At 63.8% G+C, this 17,624-nt stretch carries 17 protein-coding genes; 2 read left to right on the top strand and 15 right to left on the bottom strand.

Annotated elements, in window-relative coordinates; translation table 11 throughout:
• Window positions 1-127 precede the first annotated feature (127 nt).
• Window positions 128-403: a hypothetical protein gene (locus ACT6QG_RS06925; RefSeq protein WP_444976822.1), complete on the bottom strand. Its 276-nt coding sequence runs from the start codon at window positions 401-403 to the stop codon at window positions 128-130.
• Between ACT6QG_RS06925 and ACT6QG_RS06920 the strand changes: the two genes are divergently transcribed.
• Window positions 387-1,088, top strand: a complete 702-nt coding sequence (locus ACT6QG_RS06920) for an outer membrane protein (RefSeq protein WP_444976821.1) — start codon at window positions 387-389, stop codon at window positions 1,086-1,088. The two genes, ACT6QG_RS06925 and ACT6QG_RS06920, sit on opposite strands and share 17 nt — an antisense overlap.
• A 243-nt stretch (window positions 1,089-1,331) precedes the next feature.
• The gene (locus ACT6QG_RS06915) at window positions 1,332-3,002 is read left to right on the top strand and encodes an electron transfer flavoprotein-ubiquinone oxidoreductase (RefSeq protein WP_444976820.1); all 1,671 of its coding nucleotides are present in this window, start codon (window positions 1,332-1,334) and stop codon (window positions 3,000-3,002) included.
• A gap of 252 nt (window positions 3,003-3,254) precedes the next feature.
• Here ACT6QG_RS06915 and ACT6QG_RS06910 read toward each other — a convergent pair whose 3' ends face one another.
• The 14 genes from ACT6QG_RS06910 to ACT6QG_RS06845 all read right to left on the bottom strand — a co-directional run bounded on the left by ACT6QG_RS06910 (window position 3,255) and on the right by ACT6QG_RS06845 (window position 17,610).
• Complete coding sequence (locus ACT6QG_RS06910; RefSeq protein WP_444976903.1) at window positions 3,255-4,253, bottom strand: branched-chain amino acid ABC transporter permease; 999 nt, start codon at window positions 4,251-4,253, stop codon at window positions 3,255-3,257.
• Entirely contained in the window at window positions 4,253-5,140 is an 888-nt protein-coding gene (locus tag ACT6QG_RS06905; RefSeq protein ID WP_444976819.1) for a branched-chain amino acid ABC transporter permease, read from the bottom strand. Before ACT6QG_RS06905 ends, ACT6QG_RS06910 begins: the two co-directional genes overlap by 1 nt.
• 9 nt (window positions 5,141-5,149) lie before the next feature.
• On the bottom strand, window positions 5,150-5,869 hold the full coding sequence (locus ACT6QG_RS06900; protein ID WP_444976818.1) for an ABC transporter ATP-binding protein: 720 nt from the start codon (window positions 5,867-5,869) through the stop codon (window positions 5,150-5,152).
• Window positions 5,862-6,650, bottom strand: coding sequence for an ABC transporter ATP-binding protein (locus ACT6QG_RS06895; protein WP_444976817.1), 789 nt, complete (start codon window positions 6,648-6,650; stop codon window positions 5,862-5,864). Before ACT6QG_RS06895 ends, ACT6QG_RS06900 begins: the two co-directional genes overlap by 8 nt.
• A gap of 30 nt (window positions 6,651-6,680) precedes the next feature.
• Entirely contained in the window at window positions 6,681-7,886 is a 1,206-nt protein-coding gene (gene pcaF / locus ACT6QG_RS06890) for a 3-oxoadipyl-CoA thiolase (RefSeq protein ID WP_444976816.1), read from the bottom strand.
• Between the two features lie 48 nt (window positions 7,887-7,934).
• Window positions 7,935-9,479, bottom strand: a complete 1,545-nt coding sequence (paaH, locus tag ACT6QG_RS06885) for a 3-hydroxyacyl-CoA dehydrogenase PaaH (RefSeq protein WP_444976815.1) — start codon at window positions 9,477-9,479, stop codon at window positions 7,935-7,937.
• Window positions 9,476-10,477, bottom strand: a complete 1,002-nt coding sequence (locus ACT6QG_RS06880; RefSeq protein WP_444976814.1) for an NADPH:quinone oxidoreductase family protein — start codon at window positions 10,475-10,477, stop codon at window positions 9,476-9,478. Before ACT6QG_RS06880 ends, paaH begins: the two co-directional genes overlap by 4 nt.
• An 11-nt stretch (window positions 10,478-10,488) precedes the next feature.
• On the bottom strand, window positions 10,489-11,604 hold the full coding sequence (locus ACT6QG_RS06875; RefSeq protein ID WP_444976813.1) for a CaiB/BaiF CoA transferase family protein: 1,116 nt from the start codon (window positions 11,602-11,604) through the stop codon (window positions 10,489-10,491).
• Between the two features lie 4 nt (window positions 11,605-11,608).
• Window positions 11,609-12,274: a 3-hydroxyacyl-CoA dehydrogenase family protein gene (locus ACT6QG_RS06870; protein ID WP_444976812.1), complete on the bottom strand. Its 666-nt coding sequence runs from the start codon at window positions 12,272-12,274 to the stop codon at window positions 11,609-11,611.
• A 4-nt stretch (window positions 12,275-12,278) separates the two neighbouring features.
• Window positions 12,279-13,154 (bottom strand): 3-hydroxyacyl-CoA dehydrogenase family protein, encoded by an 876-nt coding sequence (locus ACT6QG_RS06865; RefSeq protein WP_444976811.1) that lies wholly within the window; start codon window positions 13,152-13,154, stop codon window positions 12,279-12,281.
• An 11-nt stretch (window positions 13,155-13,165) separates the two neighbouring features.
• Window positions 13,166-14,332, bottom strand: coding sequence for an acyl-CoA dehydrogenase family protein (locus tag ACT6QG_RS06860; RefSeq protein ID WP_444976810.1), 1,167 nt, complete (start codon window positions 14,330-14,332; stop codon window positions 13,166-13,168).
• A 10-nt stretch (window positions 14,333-14,342) separates the two neighbouring features.
• Entirely contained in the window at window positions 14,343-15,086 is a 744-nt protein-coding gene (locus ACT6QG_RS06855; RefSeq protein WP_444976809.1) for an SDR family NAD(P)-dependent oxidoreductase, read from the bottom strand.
• Between the two features lies 1 nt (window position 15,087).
• Entirely contained in the window at window positions 15,088-15,852 is a 765-nt protein-coding gene (locus ACT6QG_RS06850) for an enoyl-CoA hydratase/isomerase family protein (RefSeq protein ID WP_444976808.1), read from the bottom strand.
• A 69-nt stretch (window positions 15,853-15,921) separates the two neighbouring features.
• The gene (locus ACT6QG_RS06845) at window positions 15,922-17,610 is read right to left on the bottom strand and encodes a class I adenylate-forming enzyme family protein (protein ID WP_444976807.1); all 1,689 of its coding nucleotides are present in this window, start codon (window positions 17,608-17,610) and stop codon (window positions 15,922-15,924) included.
• Window positions 17,611-17,624 lie beyond the last annotated feature (14 nt).

The raw sequence follows: 17,624 nt of genomic DNA, 5'->3' as shown, positions 1-17,624 counted from the left end.
GCGCATGCCCCGCGCTCTTGTGGCCTGCATCAGCGCATCACGGAGTGGAGGGTTCACGCGTCTGACATGGAATGGATGGAACGGGGCTGTCGCAATGCAGCCACAAACACCCGCTTCGCACCAGCATTCATGTCGCAGATCTCTGTATTCCAAAGGTTTTGAAATATGGCACCACTGTGTTGAAGTCATGATTGCCATATTCGGACGTGAACAGGGCCAGAAAGTGTAAATAATCGTTCATTATTTGCCACTTCTGTGCCGCTTTTGAATTTTCCACTGTGACACGATAGCTACAGACGACCCGGCCACAGGGATGTAAATACAAGCCAACAGACCAGCCCCACACCAGAACGTGCGGCGCTGTAAGTAGAGAGAAGGTATTGATCATGTTGAAGCGTGCCATCCTGGGTGTCTCCGCCCTCGCTCTCCTCGCCGGTACGGCATCGGCCGCGGATCTGGCCTATCGCTATCCGGTGAAGGCGCAGGCTGAAATCATTCCGGTGCAGACCTTCACCTGGACCGGCTTCTATATCGGTGGCAATGTGGGCTGGGCCTGGGCTTCCAACTCTCTCGACTACCAGATGTTCGCCGGCCCGCTCGTCTCCTACCAGATGGGCAACTCGAACGGCTTCATCGGCGGCTTCCAGGCTGGCTACAACTACCAGTTCGTGAACAATGTCGTGGCCGGTGTCGAAGCCGACTTCGAGTTCACCGACATCAAGAACAAGGGCAACATCCTGTTCAATGGCCCGCTGAATGGTTCTTCCGTCTCCCAGAAGGTGGACTATTTCGGCACCATCCGCGGCCGCCTCGGCTATGCCATGGACCGCTTCATGCCCTACATCACCGGTGGTGCGGCATGGGCCAAGATGGGCCATTCCGATGGCTGGATCGACCAGAGCGACACCAAGTGGGGCTGGACGATCGGCGCGGGCATGGAATACGCCCTGACCAACAACTGGACCGTGAAGGGCGAGTATCTCTACGCATCCTTCAACGACCACAAGACCACCACCCTCAACGGCTCGACCCTCAAGAGCGGTGTGGACCTGAACGTCCTGAAGGCGGGCGTCAACTACAAGTTCTGATCGCCCCGAATCTCGTGTCATGTGGGCTCCCTGTCGTCGACAGGGAGCCCGTTTTCGTTCGTCCACCCCGCCTCACTTCCTGTCCGCGCAGGTAAATGGTGGGGGAAATTTGAAACAAAACAGGAACAATTACAAAAATAGGCTCATTCTTTGCAAGGGTGGCGCTGTCGTGAATTGTCACAAGCCGTCAAGCGTGGAACAACTCCAACGGAAATTGGCTGACGTAAACGGGAGCCTGTCAGAATGAGTGCGGGGGATATGCCTGAACGCGAGGGAATGGATTATGACGTGGTGGTGGTGGGCGCCGGCCCCGCCGGCCTTGCCACGGCCATCCGCCTGAAACAGCAGGCCGCGGAACGCGGCACGGACATTTCCGTCGTCGTGGTGGAAAAAGGTTCTGAGGTCGGGGCACATATCCTTTCCGGTGCGGTCATCGACCCCATCGGGCTTGATGCCCTGCTGCCGAACTGGCGCGAGGATGCCGCCAACCCCCTGCCCACTGCTGTCCAGGAAGATCATTTCTATCTTCTGGGCCCGGGCGGCGGTGCGCGCCTGCCCAATTTCCTGATGCCGCCACTGATGAACAATCATGGCAACTATGTCGGCTCGCTCGGCAATGTGTGCCGCTTCCTCGCCGTCAAGGCCGAGGAGCTGGGGGTGGAGATCTATCCCGGCTTTGCGGCCTCCGAGGTGCTGTATGATGACAAGGGCGCGGTGGTCGGCATCGCCACCGGCGACATGGGTATCAACCGCCATGGCGAGATGAAGCCCGAATTCACCCGCGGCATGGAGCTGCGCGGGCGCTACACCGTGTTCGCGGAAGGGGCGCGCGGCCAGCTCACCAAGCAGATCATCGCCAGATACGGCCTCGATGCCGGGCGTGAGCCGCAGAAATTCGGCATCGGCCTCAAGGAATTGTGGAAGGTGAAGCCGGAGAAGCACAAGCCCGGCCTTGTGCAGCACTCCTTTGGCTGGCCGCTCGATTCAAAGACCGGCGGCGGTGCCTTCCTCTATCACATGGAAGATGAGCAGGTGATGGTGGGCTTCGTGGTTCACCTGAACTACAAGAACCCCTATCTCTCGCCCTTCGACGAGTTCCAGCGGTTCAAGACCCACCCCATCTTCCGGGACACGTTCGAAGGCGCCAAGCGCATCTCTTATGGCGCACGCGCCATCACCGAGGGCGGCTGGCAGAGTGTGCCCAAGCTCTCCTTCCCGGGTGGTGTGCTGGTGGGCTGTGCTGCCGGCTTCGTGAACGTGCCGCGCATCAAGGGCAGCCACAATGCGGTGCTCTCCGGCATTCTGGCCGCCGATCACCTGCTTGAGGCGCTGGGCGCGGAGCGCTCCCATGATGAGCTGATCACCTATGAGGAAGCCTGGCGCAGCTCCGCCATTGGCGAGGACCTGAAGAAGGTCCGCAACATGAAGCCACTGTGGTCCAAGCTTGGCACCTATCTCGGCATTCCGCTGGGCGCGCTCGACCTGTGGACCAATACGCTCGGCTTCTCGCTGTTTGGCACGCTGAAGCACGGCAAGGCGGATTATGCCTGCCTGAAACCTGCCGCCCAGTGCAAGCCGATAGCCTATCCCAAGCCGGATGGCGTGCTGACCTTCGACAAGCTCTCCTCGGTGTTCATCTCCAACACCAACCATGAGGAAGACCAGCTCGTCCATCTGCAGGTGGCCAACATGGCGCTACAGAAATCCTCCGAGCACGACATCTATGCAGGCCCCTCCAACCGCTATTGCCCTGCCGGGGTCTATGAGTGGGTGGAGGAGGACACCGGTCCCCGCTTCCAGATCAACGCGCAGAACTGCGTGCACTGCAAGACCTGCGATATCAAGGACCCCAACCAGAACATCACCTGGACCGCCCCTGAAGGTGGCGGGGGACCGAACTACCCCAATATGTGAGGAACCAGACGGCCGGTGCACTCCACCGGCCGTTTTCTTTGTGTCCCCGCTGCGGACATCATGTCAGCCGAAACGACAGCGCGCTGTATTCCCGGCATGCGTTTGGAGCCTTTTGCCCCTGCGCACCGCCTGATCCGGCAACATGAAGCCCCCGCCGCCCACATCCCCGCAAAAATGACAAAGGCCCGGACAGACATTCCGCCGGGCCTTCTTCCTCTCCCCCACGCATGGGGCTGGTGTGCGCAACCTGTCTCAGTCCCCCGAGACCGGCAGCTCTTCCCTCTTCCTGAAATAGCAGAGAGCCGTGCCGACGATACCCTCGCGGAACAGCAGCACGCAGGCGATGAAGGTTGCGCCCTGGATCATCATCACCCAGGAGCCCATATGCGCCAGATAGTTCTGCATGGACACCACGATGAATGCGCCCACGACCGGCCCGAAAATCGTGCCCATGCCGCCGATCAGCGTCATCAGAACCACCTCGCCGGACATCGCCCAGTGCACATCCGTGAGCGAGGCGAGCTGGAACACCAGCGCCTTGGTGGAACCGGCCAGCCCCGCCAGCGCGGCGGAGAGCGTGAAGGCCAGAAGCTTGTAGCGATTGGCCTTGTAGCCCAGAGAGATGGCGCGCGGCTCATTGTCCCGGATCGCCCGCAGCACCTGTCCGAACGGGGATTCAACCGTCCGCCAGATGATGCCGAAGCCAATCAGGAACACCACCACCACGAAGCCATACATGGCATAGGTGTTGTTCAGGTCGATCAGCCCGAACAGATGGCCGCGCGGAATGGCCTGCATGCCATCCTCGCCTCCGGTGAAGGGGGCCTGAAGGGCAAAGAAGAACACCATTTGCGCCAGGGCCAGGGTGATCATCGAGAAATAGATGCCCTGCCGGCGAATGGCGAGCCAGCCAAACCCCACACCCAGCAAAGCGGAGGCCCCCGTGCCAACCAGAATGCTCAGCTCCGGTGTCAGCCCCAATGTTTTTGCGGCATAACCGCAAATATAGGCGGACGCTCCGAAATAGGCCGCATGCCCGAAAGAGAGCAGGCCGCAATATCCGAGCAGCAGATTGAAGGCACAGGCAAACAGTGCAAAGCACAGCGCCTTCATCAGAAAGACCGGATAAATGAAGAAGGGCGCAACCACCAGAAAAATGGCCACCACCACCAACATCACAATGCGCAGCCAGGTGGAGGCGAACACCGTTTGCCCCTTGCCGGCGGAATTTGCAGAAACGGCGGAGCTCATCATGCAGCCCTCCCGAACAGGCCGGCCGGCTTGATGAGCAGGACGATGGCCATGACAACGAAAATGACGGTGCTGGAGGCTTCGGGGTAGAACACCTTGGTGAGCCCCTCGATGAGCCCCAACCCGAAACCGGAGAGGATGGCGCCGGAGATCGAGCCCATGCCGCCGATCACCACCACCGCAAACACCACGATGATGATATTGGCCCCCATCACCGGGCTGACCTGATAGATCGGCGCGGCCATCACCCCCGCCAGCGCGGCCAGCGCCGCACCGAAGGCATAGGTGAGCGTGATCATCAGCGGCACGTTCACGCCAAAAGCCTGCACCAGCCTGGGATTTTCAGTCGCGGCCCGCAGATAGGAGCCGAGCCGCGTCTTCTCGATGAGGAACCATGTGCCAAAGCACACGATGATCGAGGCGACGATCACCCATGCCCGGTAGTTCGGCAGGAACATGAAGCCCAGATTGGTGCCGCCCTGAAGCTGGGCGGGAATGGCGTAGGGCATGCCCGAAACGCCATATTGCTGGCGGAACGCCCCTTCCAGCAGAAGGGCCACGCCGAAAGTGAGCAGCAGCCCATAGATATGGTCCAGCTTGTAGATGCGCTGGAGCATGAAACGCTCCATCAGCACCCCGAAAAAGCCGACGATCACCGGGGCCAGAACCAGTGCCGCCCAGTAATTGATACCCAGATAGTTGAGCAGCATCCATGTCACGAACGCGCCCAGCATATATTGCGCGCCATGGGCGAAGTTGACGATGTTGAGAAGACCGAAAATGACAGCAAGACCAAGGCTCAGCATGGCATAGAAAGCGCCATTGATCAGCCCGATCAGCACCTGTCCGAACAGGGCCTGCGAGGAAACGCCGATAAGTTCCATCATGCCGGCCTCCTATATGCCGAGATAGGAATGGAGGCGCGACATCACGGCAGGATCAGACAGGTCCGCATTCGGGACCATGTCGATCACCCGTCCGCTTTCCACCACATAGTGGCGGTCTGCGACAGTCGCGGCGAAGGGGAAGTTCTGCTCCACCAGCAGAATGGTGAAACCACGCTCTTTGAGCAGGCGGATGGCGACACCGATCTGCTCGATGATGACGGGGGCGAGCCCCTCGGTCACTTCATCCAGCAGCAGGAAGTCCGCCCCCGTGCGCAGGATACGGGCCATGGCCAGCATCTGCTGCTCACCGCCGGAAAGCTTGGTGCCCTGGCTGTGCGCCCGCTCTTTCAGATTGGGGAACAGCGCGTGGATTTCCGCGATGCTCATGCCGCCCTTCTTCACGGGCGGCGGCAGCAGCAGGTTCTCGGTCACATCCAGGCTGGCAAAGATGCCGCGCTCTTCCGGCACATAGCCCATGCCGCTGCGGGCGATGCGGTGGGGCGGCTTGCGCACCAGCTCATCGCCATCAAAGCGGATGGAGCCGCGGCGCTGGATCAGCCCCATGATGGCGCGCAGGGTGGAGGTCTTGCCGGCGCCATTGTGGCCCAGCAGCGTGACCAGCTCCCCGCGGTGAACTTTCAGGTCAATCCCGTGCAGCACATGGCTTTCGCCATAATAGGCATTGAGCCCCTGCACATCGAGGCGGAGGGGTGCGGAATTCTCATTCATGGACGCCTCCGATATAGGCTTCGCGCACCGCCGGGTTGGAGGAGACGGCGGCATAGTCGCCCTCCGCCAGCACGCTGCCGCGCGTGAGCACGGTGATGGTGTCGGACAGGTCGGCAACGACAGAGAGATTGTGCTCCACCATCAGCACGGTGCGTCCCACCGCCACGCGCTTGATGAGCGCGGCGATACGGTTCACATCCTCATGGCCAAGGCCGGCCATGGGCTCGTCCAGCAGCAGCATTTCCGGTTCCAGCGCCAGCGTCGTCGCCAGCTCCAGCGCGCGCTTGCGGCCATAGGAGAGTTCACCCGCATTCACATTGCGGTAGGGCTTCAGGCCCACCCACTCGATCAGCTCATCCGCCCGCTCATGCAGATGAAACAGGCTCGATTTCGGTGACCAGAAATGGAACGACACGCCCAGCGGCCGCTGGAGCGCCACGCGCACATTTTCCAGCACGGTGAGGTGCGGGAAAACGGACGAGATCTGGAACGAGCGCACCATGCCAAGGGTCGCCATATCGGCCGGCCCGGTCCGGGTCACATCCGCCCCGTTGAAGGTGATGGAACCGCACGTGGGAATAAGGAACTTGGTGAGCAGGTTGAAGAAGGTTGTCTTCCCTGCCCCGTTCGGCCCGATCAGGGCGTGGATGGTATGGCGTTTCACCTTCAGGCTCACGTCACGGACCGCGACAAACCCCCGGAACTCCTTGGTGAGCCCCCGGGTTTCGATGATGTGGTCGCCATCCGCACCGGGCCTGTCCCGGCTCGGCGAATGCTGCATGGTTGTCCTCCCTGTATTTCTTTTTTCGGGTCACACCCGTTCGATGATGGTCGCGATCCCCTGCCCCACGCCGATGCACATGGTGCAGAGGGCGTAACGTCCCCCCGTCTCTTCAAGCTGATGCAGGGCGGTGGTGATGAGCCGCGCGCCGGACATGCCCAGCGGATGGCCGAGCGCAATCGCCCCGCCATTCGGGTTCACATGGGCCGCATCATCCGCCAGCCCCAGATCACGCAGAACCGCCAGCGCCTGTGCGGCGAAGGCCTCGTTCAGCTCGATCACATCCATGTCCGCCAGAGAAAGGCCGGTCTGCGCTAGCACCTTGCGGGTGGCGGGGGCCGGCCCCATGCCCATGATGCGTGGCGGCACACCGGCCGTCGCCATGCCGACAATGCGGGCGCGGGGCGTCAGGCCATGCAGGTCAGCCGCCGCCGGCGAGGCGATGAGCAGGGCACAGGCCCCGTCATTGACACCGGAGGCATTGCCGGCAGTCACGCTGCCATCCGCCCGCACCACGCCCTTCAGGTGGGCAAGCTGCTCCAGTGTGGTTTCCGGGCGGGGATGCTCATCGTGCAGCACCGGCCTCGGCTCGCCCCTCTTCTGCGGCACCGGCACCGGCACGATCTCGCGGGCAAATCGCCCGGAAGCGATGGCCTGCCCCGCCCGCTGCTGGCTGCGCACCGCAAAGGCATCCTGATCGGCGCGGGAGATGTGGAAATCATCCGCCACATTTTCCGCCGTCTCCGGCATGGAATCCACGCCATGGGCGGCCTTCATCAGCGGGTTCACGAAGCGCCAGCCAATGGTGGTGTCCTCGATCCGGACCGCGCGGGAAAAGGCGCTCTCCGCCTTGCCCATCACGAAAGGCGCGCGGGACATGCTCTCCACGCCACCAGCAACGATCAGCCCCGCCTCGCCCGCCTTGATGGCACGGGCGGCGGTGCCCACCGCATCCATGCCGGAGCCACACAGGCGGTTCATGGTGGTGCCGGGCACCTCCACCGGCAATCTGGCCAGAAGGGCGGCCATGCGGGCCACATTGCGGTTATCCTCACCGGCCTGATTGGCGCAGCCGAGGATGACCTCATCCAGCCTGCCCCAGTCCACCGAGGGGTTGCGCGCAACCAGCGCCGCAAGGGGAATGGCGGCCAGATCATCCGCTCTCACAGCAGATAAGGCACCACCATACCTCCCGACAGGTGTTCGAATGGCATCACAAATCAGGGCTTCAACCATTTGGATCGACCGCCTTTCGGCTCCTTCTCATTCACATGGGGCCGGGCTTCAGTGTGCGGCGGCCCGTGTTTCGTCCTGTTCACCCAGGCTTTGCCCGGTGGCCACGCGCTGTCGAAGCCGGGAAGAGGCGCGATAGCGGTCCTCGCCATAAGCGGCCTGAAGATGTTCCAGCGTTTGCAGGATGCGTGCCGGGCCAACATCCTGCGCCCATGCAAGCGGGCCACGCGGATAATTGACGCCACAGGTCATGGCCCGGTCGATATCCGCCGCGCTTGCAACGCGCATGAGCACCGCCTCGCTCGCCTCGTTCGCCAGCATGGCCAGCGTGCGCAACACGATCAGCCCCGGCACATCGCCCATGACCGAAACCGCCTTGCCCAGCGCCTGAAACAGCCCGGCCGCCTGCCGCACCGCTTCTTCCGGGGCCTGCGCTGCTGCGCAGATGGCGATGCGCGAGGCGCTGGCATAATCCAGCGCCAGATCAAACAGCACCAGATCCCCCGGGGCGCCTGCCGCAACACGCGCTGTCGCCGTGCGCCCGTCACTGAGGGCAAGGCTTGCCCCCCCAAGGCGGATCACGCCTTCACCGCTCTCGCACAACACCGCAATTCCGGCTTTCTGGATGAGAGGGACCAGTGCCTCGGCAGGCCCCAGATCCCCTTCCACCACCACGGATGAAGGCGCGGGCTGCGGCGGGAAGGTGGCCGGGGCGGGGCGTTCCGCCCCGGCCGCATAATCATAAAAGCCGCGACCGGATTTCCGCCCCAGCCAGCCCGCCGCCACCAGCTCCTGCTGGGTCAGCGAGGGGCGATAGCGCGGATCATGGAAATAGGCCTCGAATACCGAACGGGTCACCGCGAAGTTCACATCATGGCCGATCAGATCCATCAGCTCGAACGGGCCCATGCGGAAACCGCCCGCCTCGCGCAGCACAGCATCAATGGTCGCGACATCGCCCGCGCCTTCCTCCAGCAACCGCAGCCCCTCGGCATAAAAGGGCCGGGCAACGCGGTTGACGATGAAGCCGGGCGTGGAGGTCGCCATCACCGGCTGTTTGCCCCAGGCCAGAGCGGTGTCATACAGCGTCTGCAGCACCGCCCTTTCGGAGGCGAGGCCGGCGATGATCTCCACCAGCGCCATGATCGGCGCGGGGTTAAAGAAGTGCAGGCCCGCCACGCGGCCCGGATGCTTCAGCCCAGCCGCAATCGCGGTGATGGAGAGGGAGGAGGTGTTGGTGGCCAAAATGGCCTCTGGCCCCACAATCCCTTCCAGCCGCGCGAAAAGCTGCTGCTTCACATCCAGCTTTTCGACAATGGCTTCCACCACCAGCGCCGCGCCGGAAAGCGCCTCAAGACTTGAAGCGACCCGGATACGCGCAACCACCTCATCGCGCCTCTCTGCCGAAAGACGGCCACGTTCCACCAGCCGCGAGAGGCCAGCAAGAATGCCCGCACGCCCCTTTTCGGCGGCACCGGAGGCGACATCGAACAGCAGCACCTCATGGCCCGCCTGCGCCGCCACCTGTGCAATGCCTGCCCCCATGGCGCCTGCGCCAATAACGGCGATGTGTGCGGTCTGGCTCAGTGCGCTCATGTACTGCCCTCCATCATGGAGACGACAGCCTTGCCCTGCACCCGGCCCTGTTCCACCAGCTCCAGCGCCTCGGGCAGGGCCGTGAACGGAAACACCCGCATGATGCGCGGCTTCACCGCCCCCGCACGCCACAGGTCAAACAGCGCCTCCTGCACCTTCAGCACATGCTCCGGTGTGCGATCACGATAATCGCTCCATTGCAGGCCGCTGACGGAGATATTCTTGACCAGCAGGTAATTGACCTTCACCGAGGGAATGGCCCCCGCCGCAAAGCCGATCACCACCAGACGGCCACACCAGGCCATGGCGCGCAGGGCCGCGGCGAAGAAGTCCCCGCCCAGCGGGTCCAGCACCACATCCGCGCCATGCCCGTCGGTGGCGGCATGCACCTGTGCGCGCAGGTCATCGCGCAGATCGGCGACGGACAGATCAATGATCGCATCCGCTCCCGCCTCACGCGCCACCTCTGCCTCTTCGGGCGAGCGCACACCGGCCAGAACCTTGCCACCCAGCCCCTTGGCAATCTGCACCGCCGCAAGGCCCACACCGCCCGCAGAGCCGCCCACCAGAACGGTTTCCCCGCTCTTGAACTGGCCACGTTCAACAAGCGCGAAATAGGCGGTCTGGTACACCAGCCCCATGGCGGCGGCGGCCTCGAACGAAAGACCATCCGGCAGGATGAAGGCCTGCGAAGGCGTCACAAGCGCCTGCTCGGCGAAAGCGCCATGCTCCACCTGCGCCATGATGCGGTCCCCGGGAGAAAAACCCTCCACCCCGGTTCCAACGGCGCGCACCACGCCGGCCAGATCCTTGCCCGGCGTGAAGGGGCGCGGCGGCAGGATCTGGTATTTGCCGGAAATCACCAGCGTATCGGGGAAGTTGATCCCCGCCGCCTTCACATCAATCGCCATCTCGCCCGGGCCGGGAACCAGATCCGGCAGGGTGTCGATCTGCATGGTGGACGGAGCGCCATGCTCCCAAACACGATAGCTGCGCATATCGGGCCCTTTCAGAGCGAGAGAAGAGGATCGGTGGTTTCGCCAAGGCGCGGGGCAATGCCGCGCGTCGGCTCGGCCCGGAAGACGGGGGCGAGCGGCACCGGAAGGGCCGCAATCTCCTGCCCGCCCGCCTTCAGCGTGTGTGTAAACAGGCCGCGTGCCGTGGAATGCGGATCAGCCACCGCCTCTTCAAGCGTGGCGACGATGGAGCAGCACACATCCTGCCCGGCAAACAGCGCCTGCCATTCGGCCGCGCTCTTGCTGGCGATGCGCGCGGCCACGGCCGCCTTCGCCTCGGCTTCCGGCGCTGCGGGGTCACGCATGGCCTCGGGCAGTTCGATGATGCGGGTGAAGTTCTCCCAGAACTTGTCCTCGATGGGAGCCGCCGCCACATGGCGATCATCAGATGTGCGATAGATCTGGTAGCGCGGTGAACCGCCCGTCACCAGTTCTCCGCCCGGCTTGGGCCAGCCCGCACCAGAAAAGCCGGACCCCAGCCCCCAATAGAGGAAGGTGAAGAGGTTATCGCCCATGGCGATATCCAGATGCGTACCAAGGCCGGTGATGTCGCGCTGGCGCAAGGCGAGCAGAATATTCATCACCGCCGGGAAGGTGCCGCCCGCAACATCCGCCGCCAGCACCGGCGGCAGAACGGGTGCGCCATCCGCCCCGGCTGAGAGGCCCAGCACGCCGGTTTCGGCGATATAGTTCAGATCATGCGAGGCGGTGTGCGCCTTCGGCCCGCTCTGCCCCCAACCGGTGATGGAGCAATAGACCAGCTTGGGGTTGAGCTGGCGCAGGGCCTCATAGCCCAGCCCCAGACGCTCCATCACACCCGGACGAAACTGCTCGATGAGCACATCAGCCCGGCGAATGAGCGGGGTGAGCTTTTCAACCGCATCCGCCGCCTTCAGATCCAGCGCGATGGACTGCTTGCCCCGGTTGAGCATGGCGAAATTCACGCTGTCATCGCCGAGCTTTGGCTCATACACGCGCATTTCATCACCCCGGCCGGGGCGCTCGATCTTCACCACGCGCGCGCCGGCCTCGGCCAGAATGAGGCTGGCGAGCGGGCCCGGCAGCAGGGTGGAGAAATCAAGAACGAGAAGACCTTCCAGAGGACGCATGATCTCATCTCCCCTTGAGTGCGCGGGCCTTGGCCACCTGCGCGCGACGCGCGGGGGCATAGGCCGGGTTGCCCAGCGCCATATGCAGCGCGTGCGTCACATCATGGTGGGCGGCAAGGCCGGTGCGCTCCAGCAGCTCGATGGGGCCTTCCGGGTAGCCAAGGCCCAGACGGAGCGTCAGGTCCATATCGGCGGCAGTGGCCAGTTTCGCGTCCAGCCGGTTGAGCGCGGCGTTGTAATAGGGGCGCACCAGCCGGTCGACGATGCGGCCGGGGAAGTCACCACACACGGCGGTCTTCAGGCCATGGGCCTCGAACAGGATGCGGGCGGCATCCACCACCGCATCGGGCGTATGGGGCTGGCGCACGATCTCGACCAGATCGGACGGTGCGGCCTCCCCTAGACGGAAGCGGGCGAAGCCGAGCACATTGGCTCCTTCATCGCCCCGGCTTTCGCCGGTGTGCACGCCAAGGCACTCGGTGCCCAGCTCGATCAGGACAACGGCATGGTCTGAAACATCTTCCAGCGCGGCAAAGCTCTCGCCTGCATCCTCGCCGATGATGAGCAGGATATCACCCTTCTCACCCGCGGCCGCGATCAGCGCATGGGTTTCGGGGAAGGAGCGGCTGTCACCGCCACGGATGACATGATGGGTCAATGGCCGGGACATGGGATCATGCTCCATAAATGGCGGTGGTTTCGTAGGAGAGCAGGCCGCGCCCGGTCTTGCGGCCGAGACGACCGGCGGCAACCATGCGGCGCAGCAGCGGCGGGCAGGCGGCGCGCGGCTCATGCGTCACGCCGTGCAGCGCCTCACACAGCAGCACCTGCGTATCCAGCCCCACCAGATCCAGAAGCTCCATCGGCCCCATGGCATAACCGAGCGCGCCCTTGATGGCCTTGTCGATCTCGACCGGCTCGGCCACGCCCTCCTCGACCAGACGGATGGCATCATTGTTGAAGGGCACGAGGAAGAAGTTGAGGATGAAGCCAGGCGCATCCTGTGTCTTCACCGGGCGCTGGCCCATCTCCTCGCAGATCTTCCATGCCCGCTCGAAGCTCTCGGGCGATGTGTTGATGCCGGGAGACATCTCCACCAGCTTCATCAACTGCGCCGGCAGGCAGAAATGCATGCCGACAAAGCGGTCATCGCGCCCGGATTTCGCGGCGATCTCAGTGATGGACAAGGTGGAGGTATTGGAAGCGAACAGGGTTTCCGGCCCGCACACCTTGTCGAGCGCGGAGAAGAGCTGGCCCTTCACCTCAAGCTCTTCAAAGATGGCCTCGATGACGAGACCGCAGGGCGCCATGGCGGCGATGTCTGCGGTGGCGGAGACCCGCCCCATGATCTCGTCCACCTGATCCTGCGTGAGCTTGCCGCGCTGGACGGACTTGGCGAAGAACGCCTTCATCTGCCCCACGGCGGCCTCGGCGCGGGCGGCATCCACGTCATAAATGATGGTGGGAAAGCCTCCGCGCGCGGCGACGATGGCAATGCCCGTGCCCATGGTGCCGGAACCGGCGACCCCTATGGTGATCTTCTTTGACATGCGCTTCCCCCTCAACGCTCGATGAAGCTGCGGCCAATGAGCTGGCGGTGGATCTGGTTCGTGCCTTCCCAGATCTGCGTGATCTTGGCGTCCCGCATCAGCCGCTCGACCTTGTATTCCTTGACGTAGCCGTAGCCGCCATGGAGCTGGACAGCCTCCGTGCTCATGCGCATGGCAAGGTCGGTCGCCCGCATTTTCAGGATGGAGGCTTCCACGCCGATATCGTTGTGCCCGGCATCCACCAGCCGGCCCACATGCATCAGCCACGCCTCGCACATGGCAAGTTCCGCTGCGAGATCCGCCAGCAGGAACTGGATGCCCTGAAACTCGATGATCTTGCGGCCGGATTGCTTGCGGCCATTGATGTAGCCGGTCGCTTCCTCGAATGCCGCGCGGGCAATGCCCAGCGCATGCGCCCCAACGGAAGGACGGGACTTGTTGAGCGAGGCCAGCAGCAGCTTCAGCCCCTCGCCCGGCCCGCGCAGCAGATTGGCCTTCGGCACGCGGCAATCATCAAAGGAAAGCGTGGCAGTGGATGAGGCGCGGTGGCCCATCTTGTCTTCCAGCCGCTCCACCCGCAGGCCCGGCGTGCCCTTTTCCAGCACGAGGCAGGAGATGGCGGCCTTCGGGTCTTCCGTCTCCGACCACTTGCCGAACACGACATGGAAATCCGCCACATCACCATTGGTGATGAAGGTTTTGGAGCCGGTGACGATGATGTCATCCCCATCCGGCGTGAACTTCGTGCGCATGCCCGTGGCATCCGAGCCTGCATCCGGCTCGGTGATGACAAGAGCGGCCAGCGCACCTTCCGCAATGGCCGGCAGGAAGCGGTGCTTCTGCTCTTCCGAGCCGAAATCGATCACCGGCTTGATGGCGTGGAAATTGGTGGCCCAGATGATACCGGTGGAGGCACAGGCGGCGGAAATCTCCTTCACGCAGGCGAGATAGGAGAGATAGCTCAGGCCCGCGCCGCCATAGGCTTCCGGCACGAACATGGCATTGAGGCCCAGCGCATTGATGCCCTTGATATTCTCCCAGGGGAATTCCCCGGTTTCATCATGATGGGCGGCACGGGGGGCGACTTGCTCACGGGCAAACTGGCGCACGCTCTCCAGCAGGATGGCTTCATCCTCCGGCAGGGCCAACTGGTCGTCGAGGCGGGTGATGACGGTCATGGATGTGTCCTCAGTGCGCCATACCCTGACCGCCATCGAGATAGATGGTCTCGCCAGTCAGGAAGCTGTTGTCTTCATCGAAGAGGGAGGCGATCAGCCGGGCGACCTGCTCAGCCCCCGCCGGCCCGCCCACGGGAATGCGCGAGGCCAGGAAGGCGCGGACCTTCCCGGAGGCCAGAAAGTCCTTGTTGAGATCGGTCTCGATATAGCCGGGGGCCACCGTCATCACGCGGATGTTCTTGCGCGCCCATTCCACCGCAAGGCAGCGCCCGAGTGCCGCCACCGCTGCCTTGGAGGCGCAATAGGCCGCATTGTGGCGCACGCCCAGCTTGTCGAAGAAGGAGCCCATATTCACGATAAGCCCGCCACCGGCCGCCACCAGATGCGGATAGGCCTTCTGGCACACGCTGAAGGTGGCCGTGGTGTTGGTGTTCAGCACATGGGTAAAATCAGCCAGCGGCTGGTCCTCGGACGGGCTGGTGACATGCACGCCGGCATTGTTGATGACGCCATGCAGCGCACCGGCCTGTGCCACAAAGGCGGCAAGGGCGGCTTCCACCGCGGCGGCATCCGAGACATCGCCCTTCAGCGCAATGAGGCGTGTCTTCAGTTCGGCGGGAATGTCCACGCCTTCCGGCCCCTGCCCCTTGCGGGAGAAGCAGCCGACCGTATATCCGCGCCGCGCCAGTTCCAGCGCGATCACCGCGCCGATGCCACGGCTTGCGCCAGTGAGAAAGATGTTCCGGCTGGTCATGTCACTTGTCCTGAAACTGGGGCTTGCGCTTCTCGATGAAGGCGCTGAGCCCCTCGGTCGCGTCTTGCGTGCGGTAGGAAAGCGTGGAGAGGTCCGCCTCGGTGCGCAGGCCCTCGTGCAGCGGCACATTCAGCGCCCGCTGCACGGCGGCGCGCGCCAGCGTGAGGGCGGGAAGGCCATAGCCGGTGAACTCAGCGGCAAACGCCTTCGCCGCCTCCACCACATCCCCCTCGGCCAGCCGGTTCACGAGCCCCATGGCGTGGGCTTCACCGGCCGCAATTGTGCGCCCGGTCAGCACCATTTCCATGGCCCGCCCCTCGCCGATGAGGCGCGGCAGGCGCTGGGTGCCGCCATAGCCGGGAATGAGGCCCAGCTTGATTTCCGGCAGCCCCAGCTTCGCCTTTGGTGAAGCCACGCGGAAGGTGCAGGCCATGGCCAGTTCCAGCCCGCCGCCAAAGGCAAAGCCATTGATGGCGGCGATGGAGGGCACCTTGAAACTGTCCAGCTTGGCGAACACGCGCTGGCCCAGCTCCGCCCCTTCACGCTCCTCGATGAGCGAGCGGCCCATCAGTTCCTTGATATCGGCGCCGGCGCAGAAAGCCTTCTCGCCCGCGCCGGTGATGATGAGGGCGCGGATGTCCCATCCCGCCGCTTCATCAATCGCCGCGCCAATCTCGCGGATGATGGCGAAGGAGAGCGCATTCAGCGCTTCCGGCCGGTCAAGGGTCATGAGGGCGAGAGCACCCTCGCGCACGAGTTTCACCATGATGTTCTCCCTGTATGCAGCCCTCTTGGCGGGGCCATTGTCTTTCTCAGGCTTGTCTTGTGCTGCGGATCAGGCCCCGCTGGCCGCATGGGTGGAGTGTGGCGGGCGAAAGCGCACGGGCATGAGCTCCAGCTCGCCCGCCCGCGCCATCTCCACCATGCCGCGCTTGAGGATCTTGCCGCTGGCCGTCATCGGGAAGGCATCCAGCGCGATGAAATATTCGGGCATGTCATATTTGGAGAGGCCAGCCTCAAACAGATGCGCCAGCATCTCCTCGGCCGCGATCACATGCCCGTCTTTGGGGATGACGGCGAGGCACACCTTCTCGCCCAGCCGGTCATCGCGCACCGGGAAGGCCGCCACCTTGAAGGCCGCCGGATGGCGGATGGCGAGATCCTCGATCTGCGAGGGGTAGATATTGTGCCCGCCGCGGATGATGAGATCCTTGGAGCGTCCGACAATCTCCAGATTGCCCGCCGCATCCAGCCGCCCCAGATCACCGGACATGAACCAGCCATGGGCATTGAAGGAGCGTTCCGTCGCGCTCTGGTTGCCGAAATAGCCGAGTGTGAGACACGCCCCGCGCCCGCCAATCTCGCCCACCTCGCCGGGTGCGGCCTCGATATCCGGGGCATCCGGGCGCCAGATCTTCACCTCATAGGCCGCACAGGCCTTGCCGCAGGTGCGCACCATGGTTTCCATGTCGTCATCCGGCATGGTGTACTGGTGCGAGCCATTCTCGGTCATGCCATAGATGTTCTGCGGCGTGATGCCATGGGCGAGGAAACGGCGCGCCACCTCCATGGGAATGGCCGCACCCGCCATATAGAAGGTCTTCACCGCCCCCATCCGGCTGAGGCCGCGACGCTGCATCTCGCCCAGAATGTCGATGGCATGAGTGGGCACACCCATCACATAGGTCGCGCCGGTCTCGATGATGCGATCCAGCGGGCTTGCACCCTTGGGCAGATCATTCACCACCAGCTCGCACCCGGCCACCAGCGCCTGTTCCAGCGCGACAGTTGCGATGTGGTGGCTCAGCGGGCTCAGTGAATAGATCACCGTGTCCGCATCCAGCTTCCAGTCCGCCGCCATGGCCCGGCCATTCGCCAGCAGCGTATTGTCCGAATGCATCACGCCCTTGGGCTGGCCCGTGGTGCCGGAGGTGAAGGCGAGATAGGTCACCTTGTCCGGGTTGGAGACAGGCTCCGGCAGATGGGCCGGCGCTTCCCCCTTCGGAAAAGCGGACACACGCTCGGATACAACCGGATGCCCCTCGCCCACCGCATAGAGCCGGCGCATGGCTGGCAAGGCGAGGGCAGCGGCGAAGATGTCGTGCCGGTCCGCATCCGCGCCATAGCCCGGCTGGGCGATGAGGGCGGCCGCATCACAACGCTCCATCAGGGTCGCGATCTCGCCCACCGTATGGTTCTGGTGCAGCGAGGGCGTGCAGACGAACCCGGCCCGCGAACAGGCGAGGAACACCACCGTCGCCTCCACCCGGTTGGGCAGCCACACGCCCACCCGTGCTCCGGCATGCAGCCCGGCATCGAGCAGATCTGCCGCCATGGCATCGGCCCAGCGCACAAGCCCGGCCCATGTCAGGCGGTGGACGCCATCACGCAGGGCATAGGCATGGGGGCGCGCGGCGGCGTGGGCGGCCGCCAGCCCGTAAAGGGTTTCATCCCGCCACAGGCCCGCGGCATAATAGGCCCGCGCGGTCGCCGGATCATGAAGGGTCAGAAATGTCGAACGCATGGCTGCTTCATCCC

This window comes from Haloleucobacter ellipsoideus, from assembly GCF_052491725.1.
The sequence above is the reverse complement of the archived record's forward strand: the minus strand, read 5'-3'. Positions and strand labels throughout refer to the sequence as shown.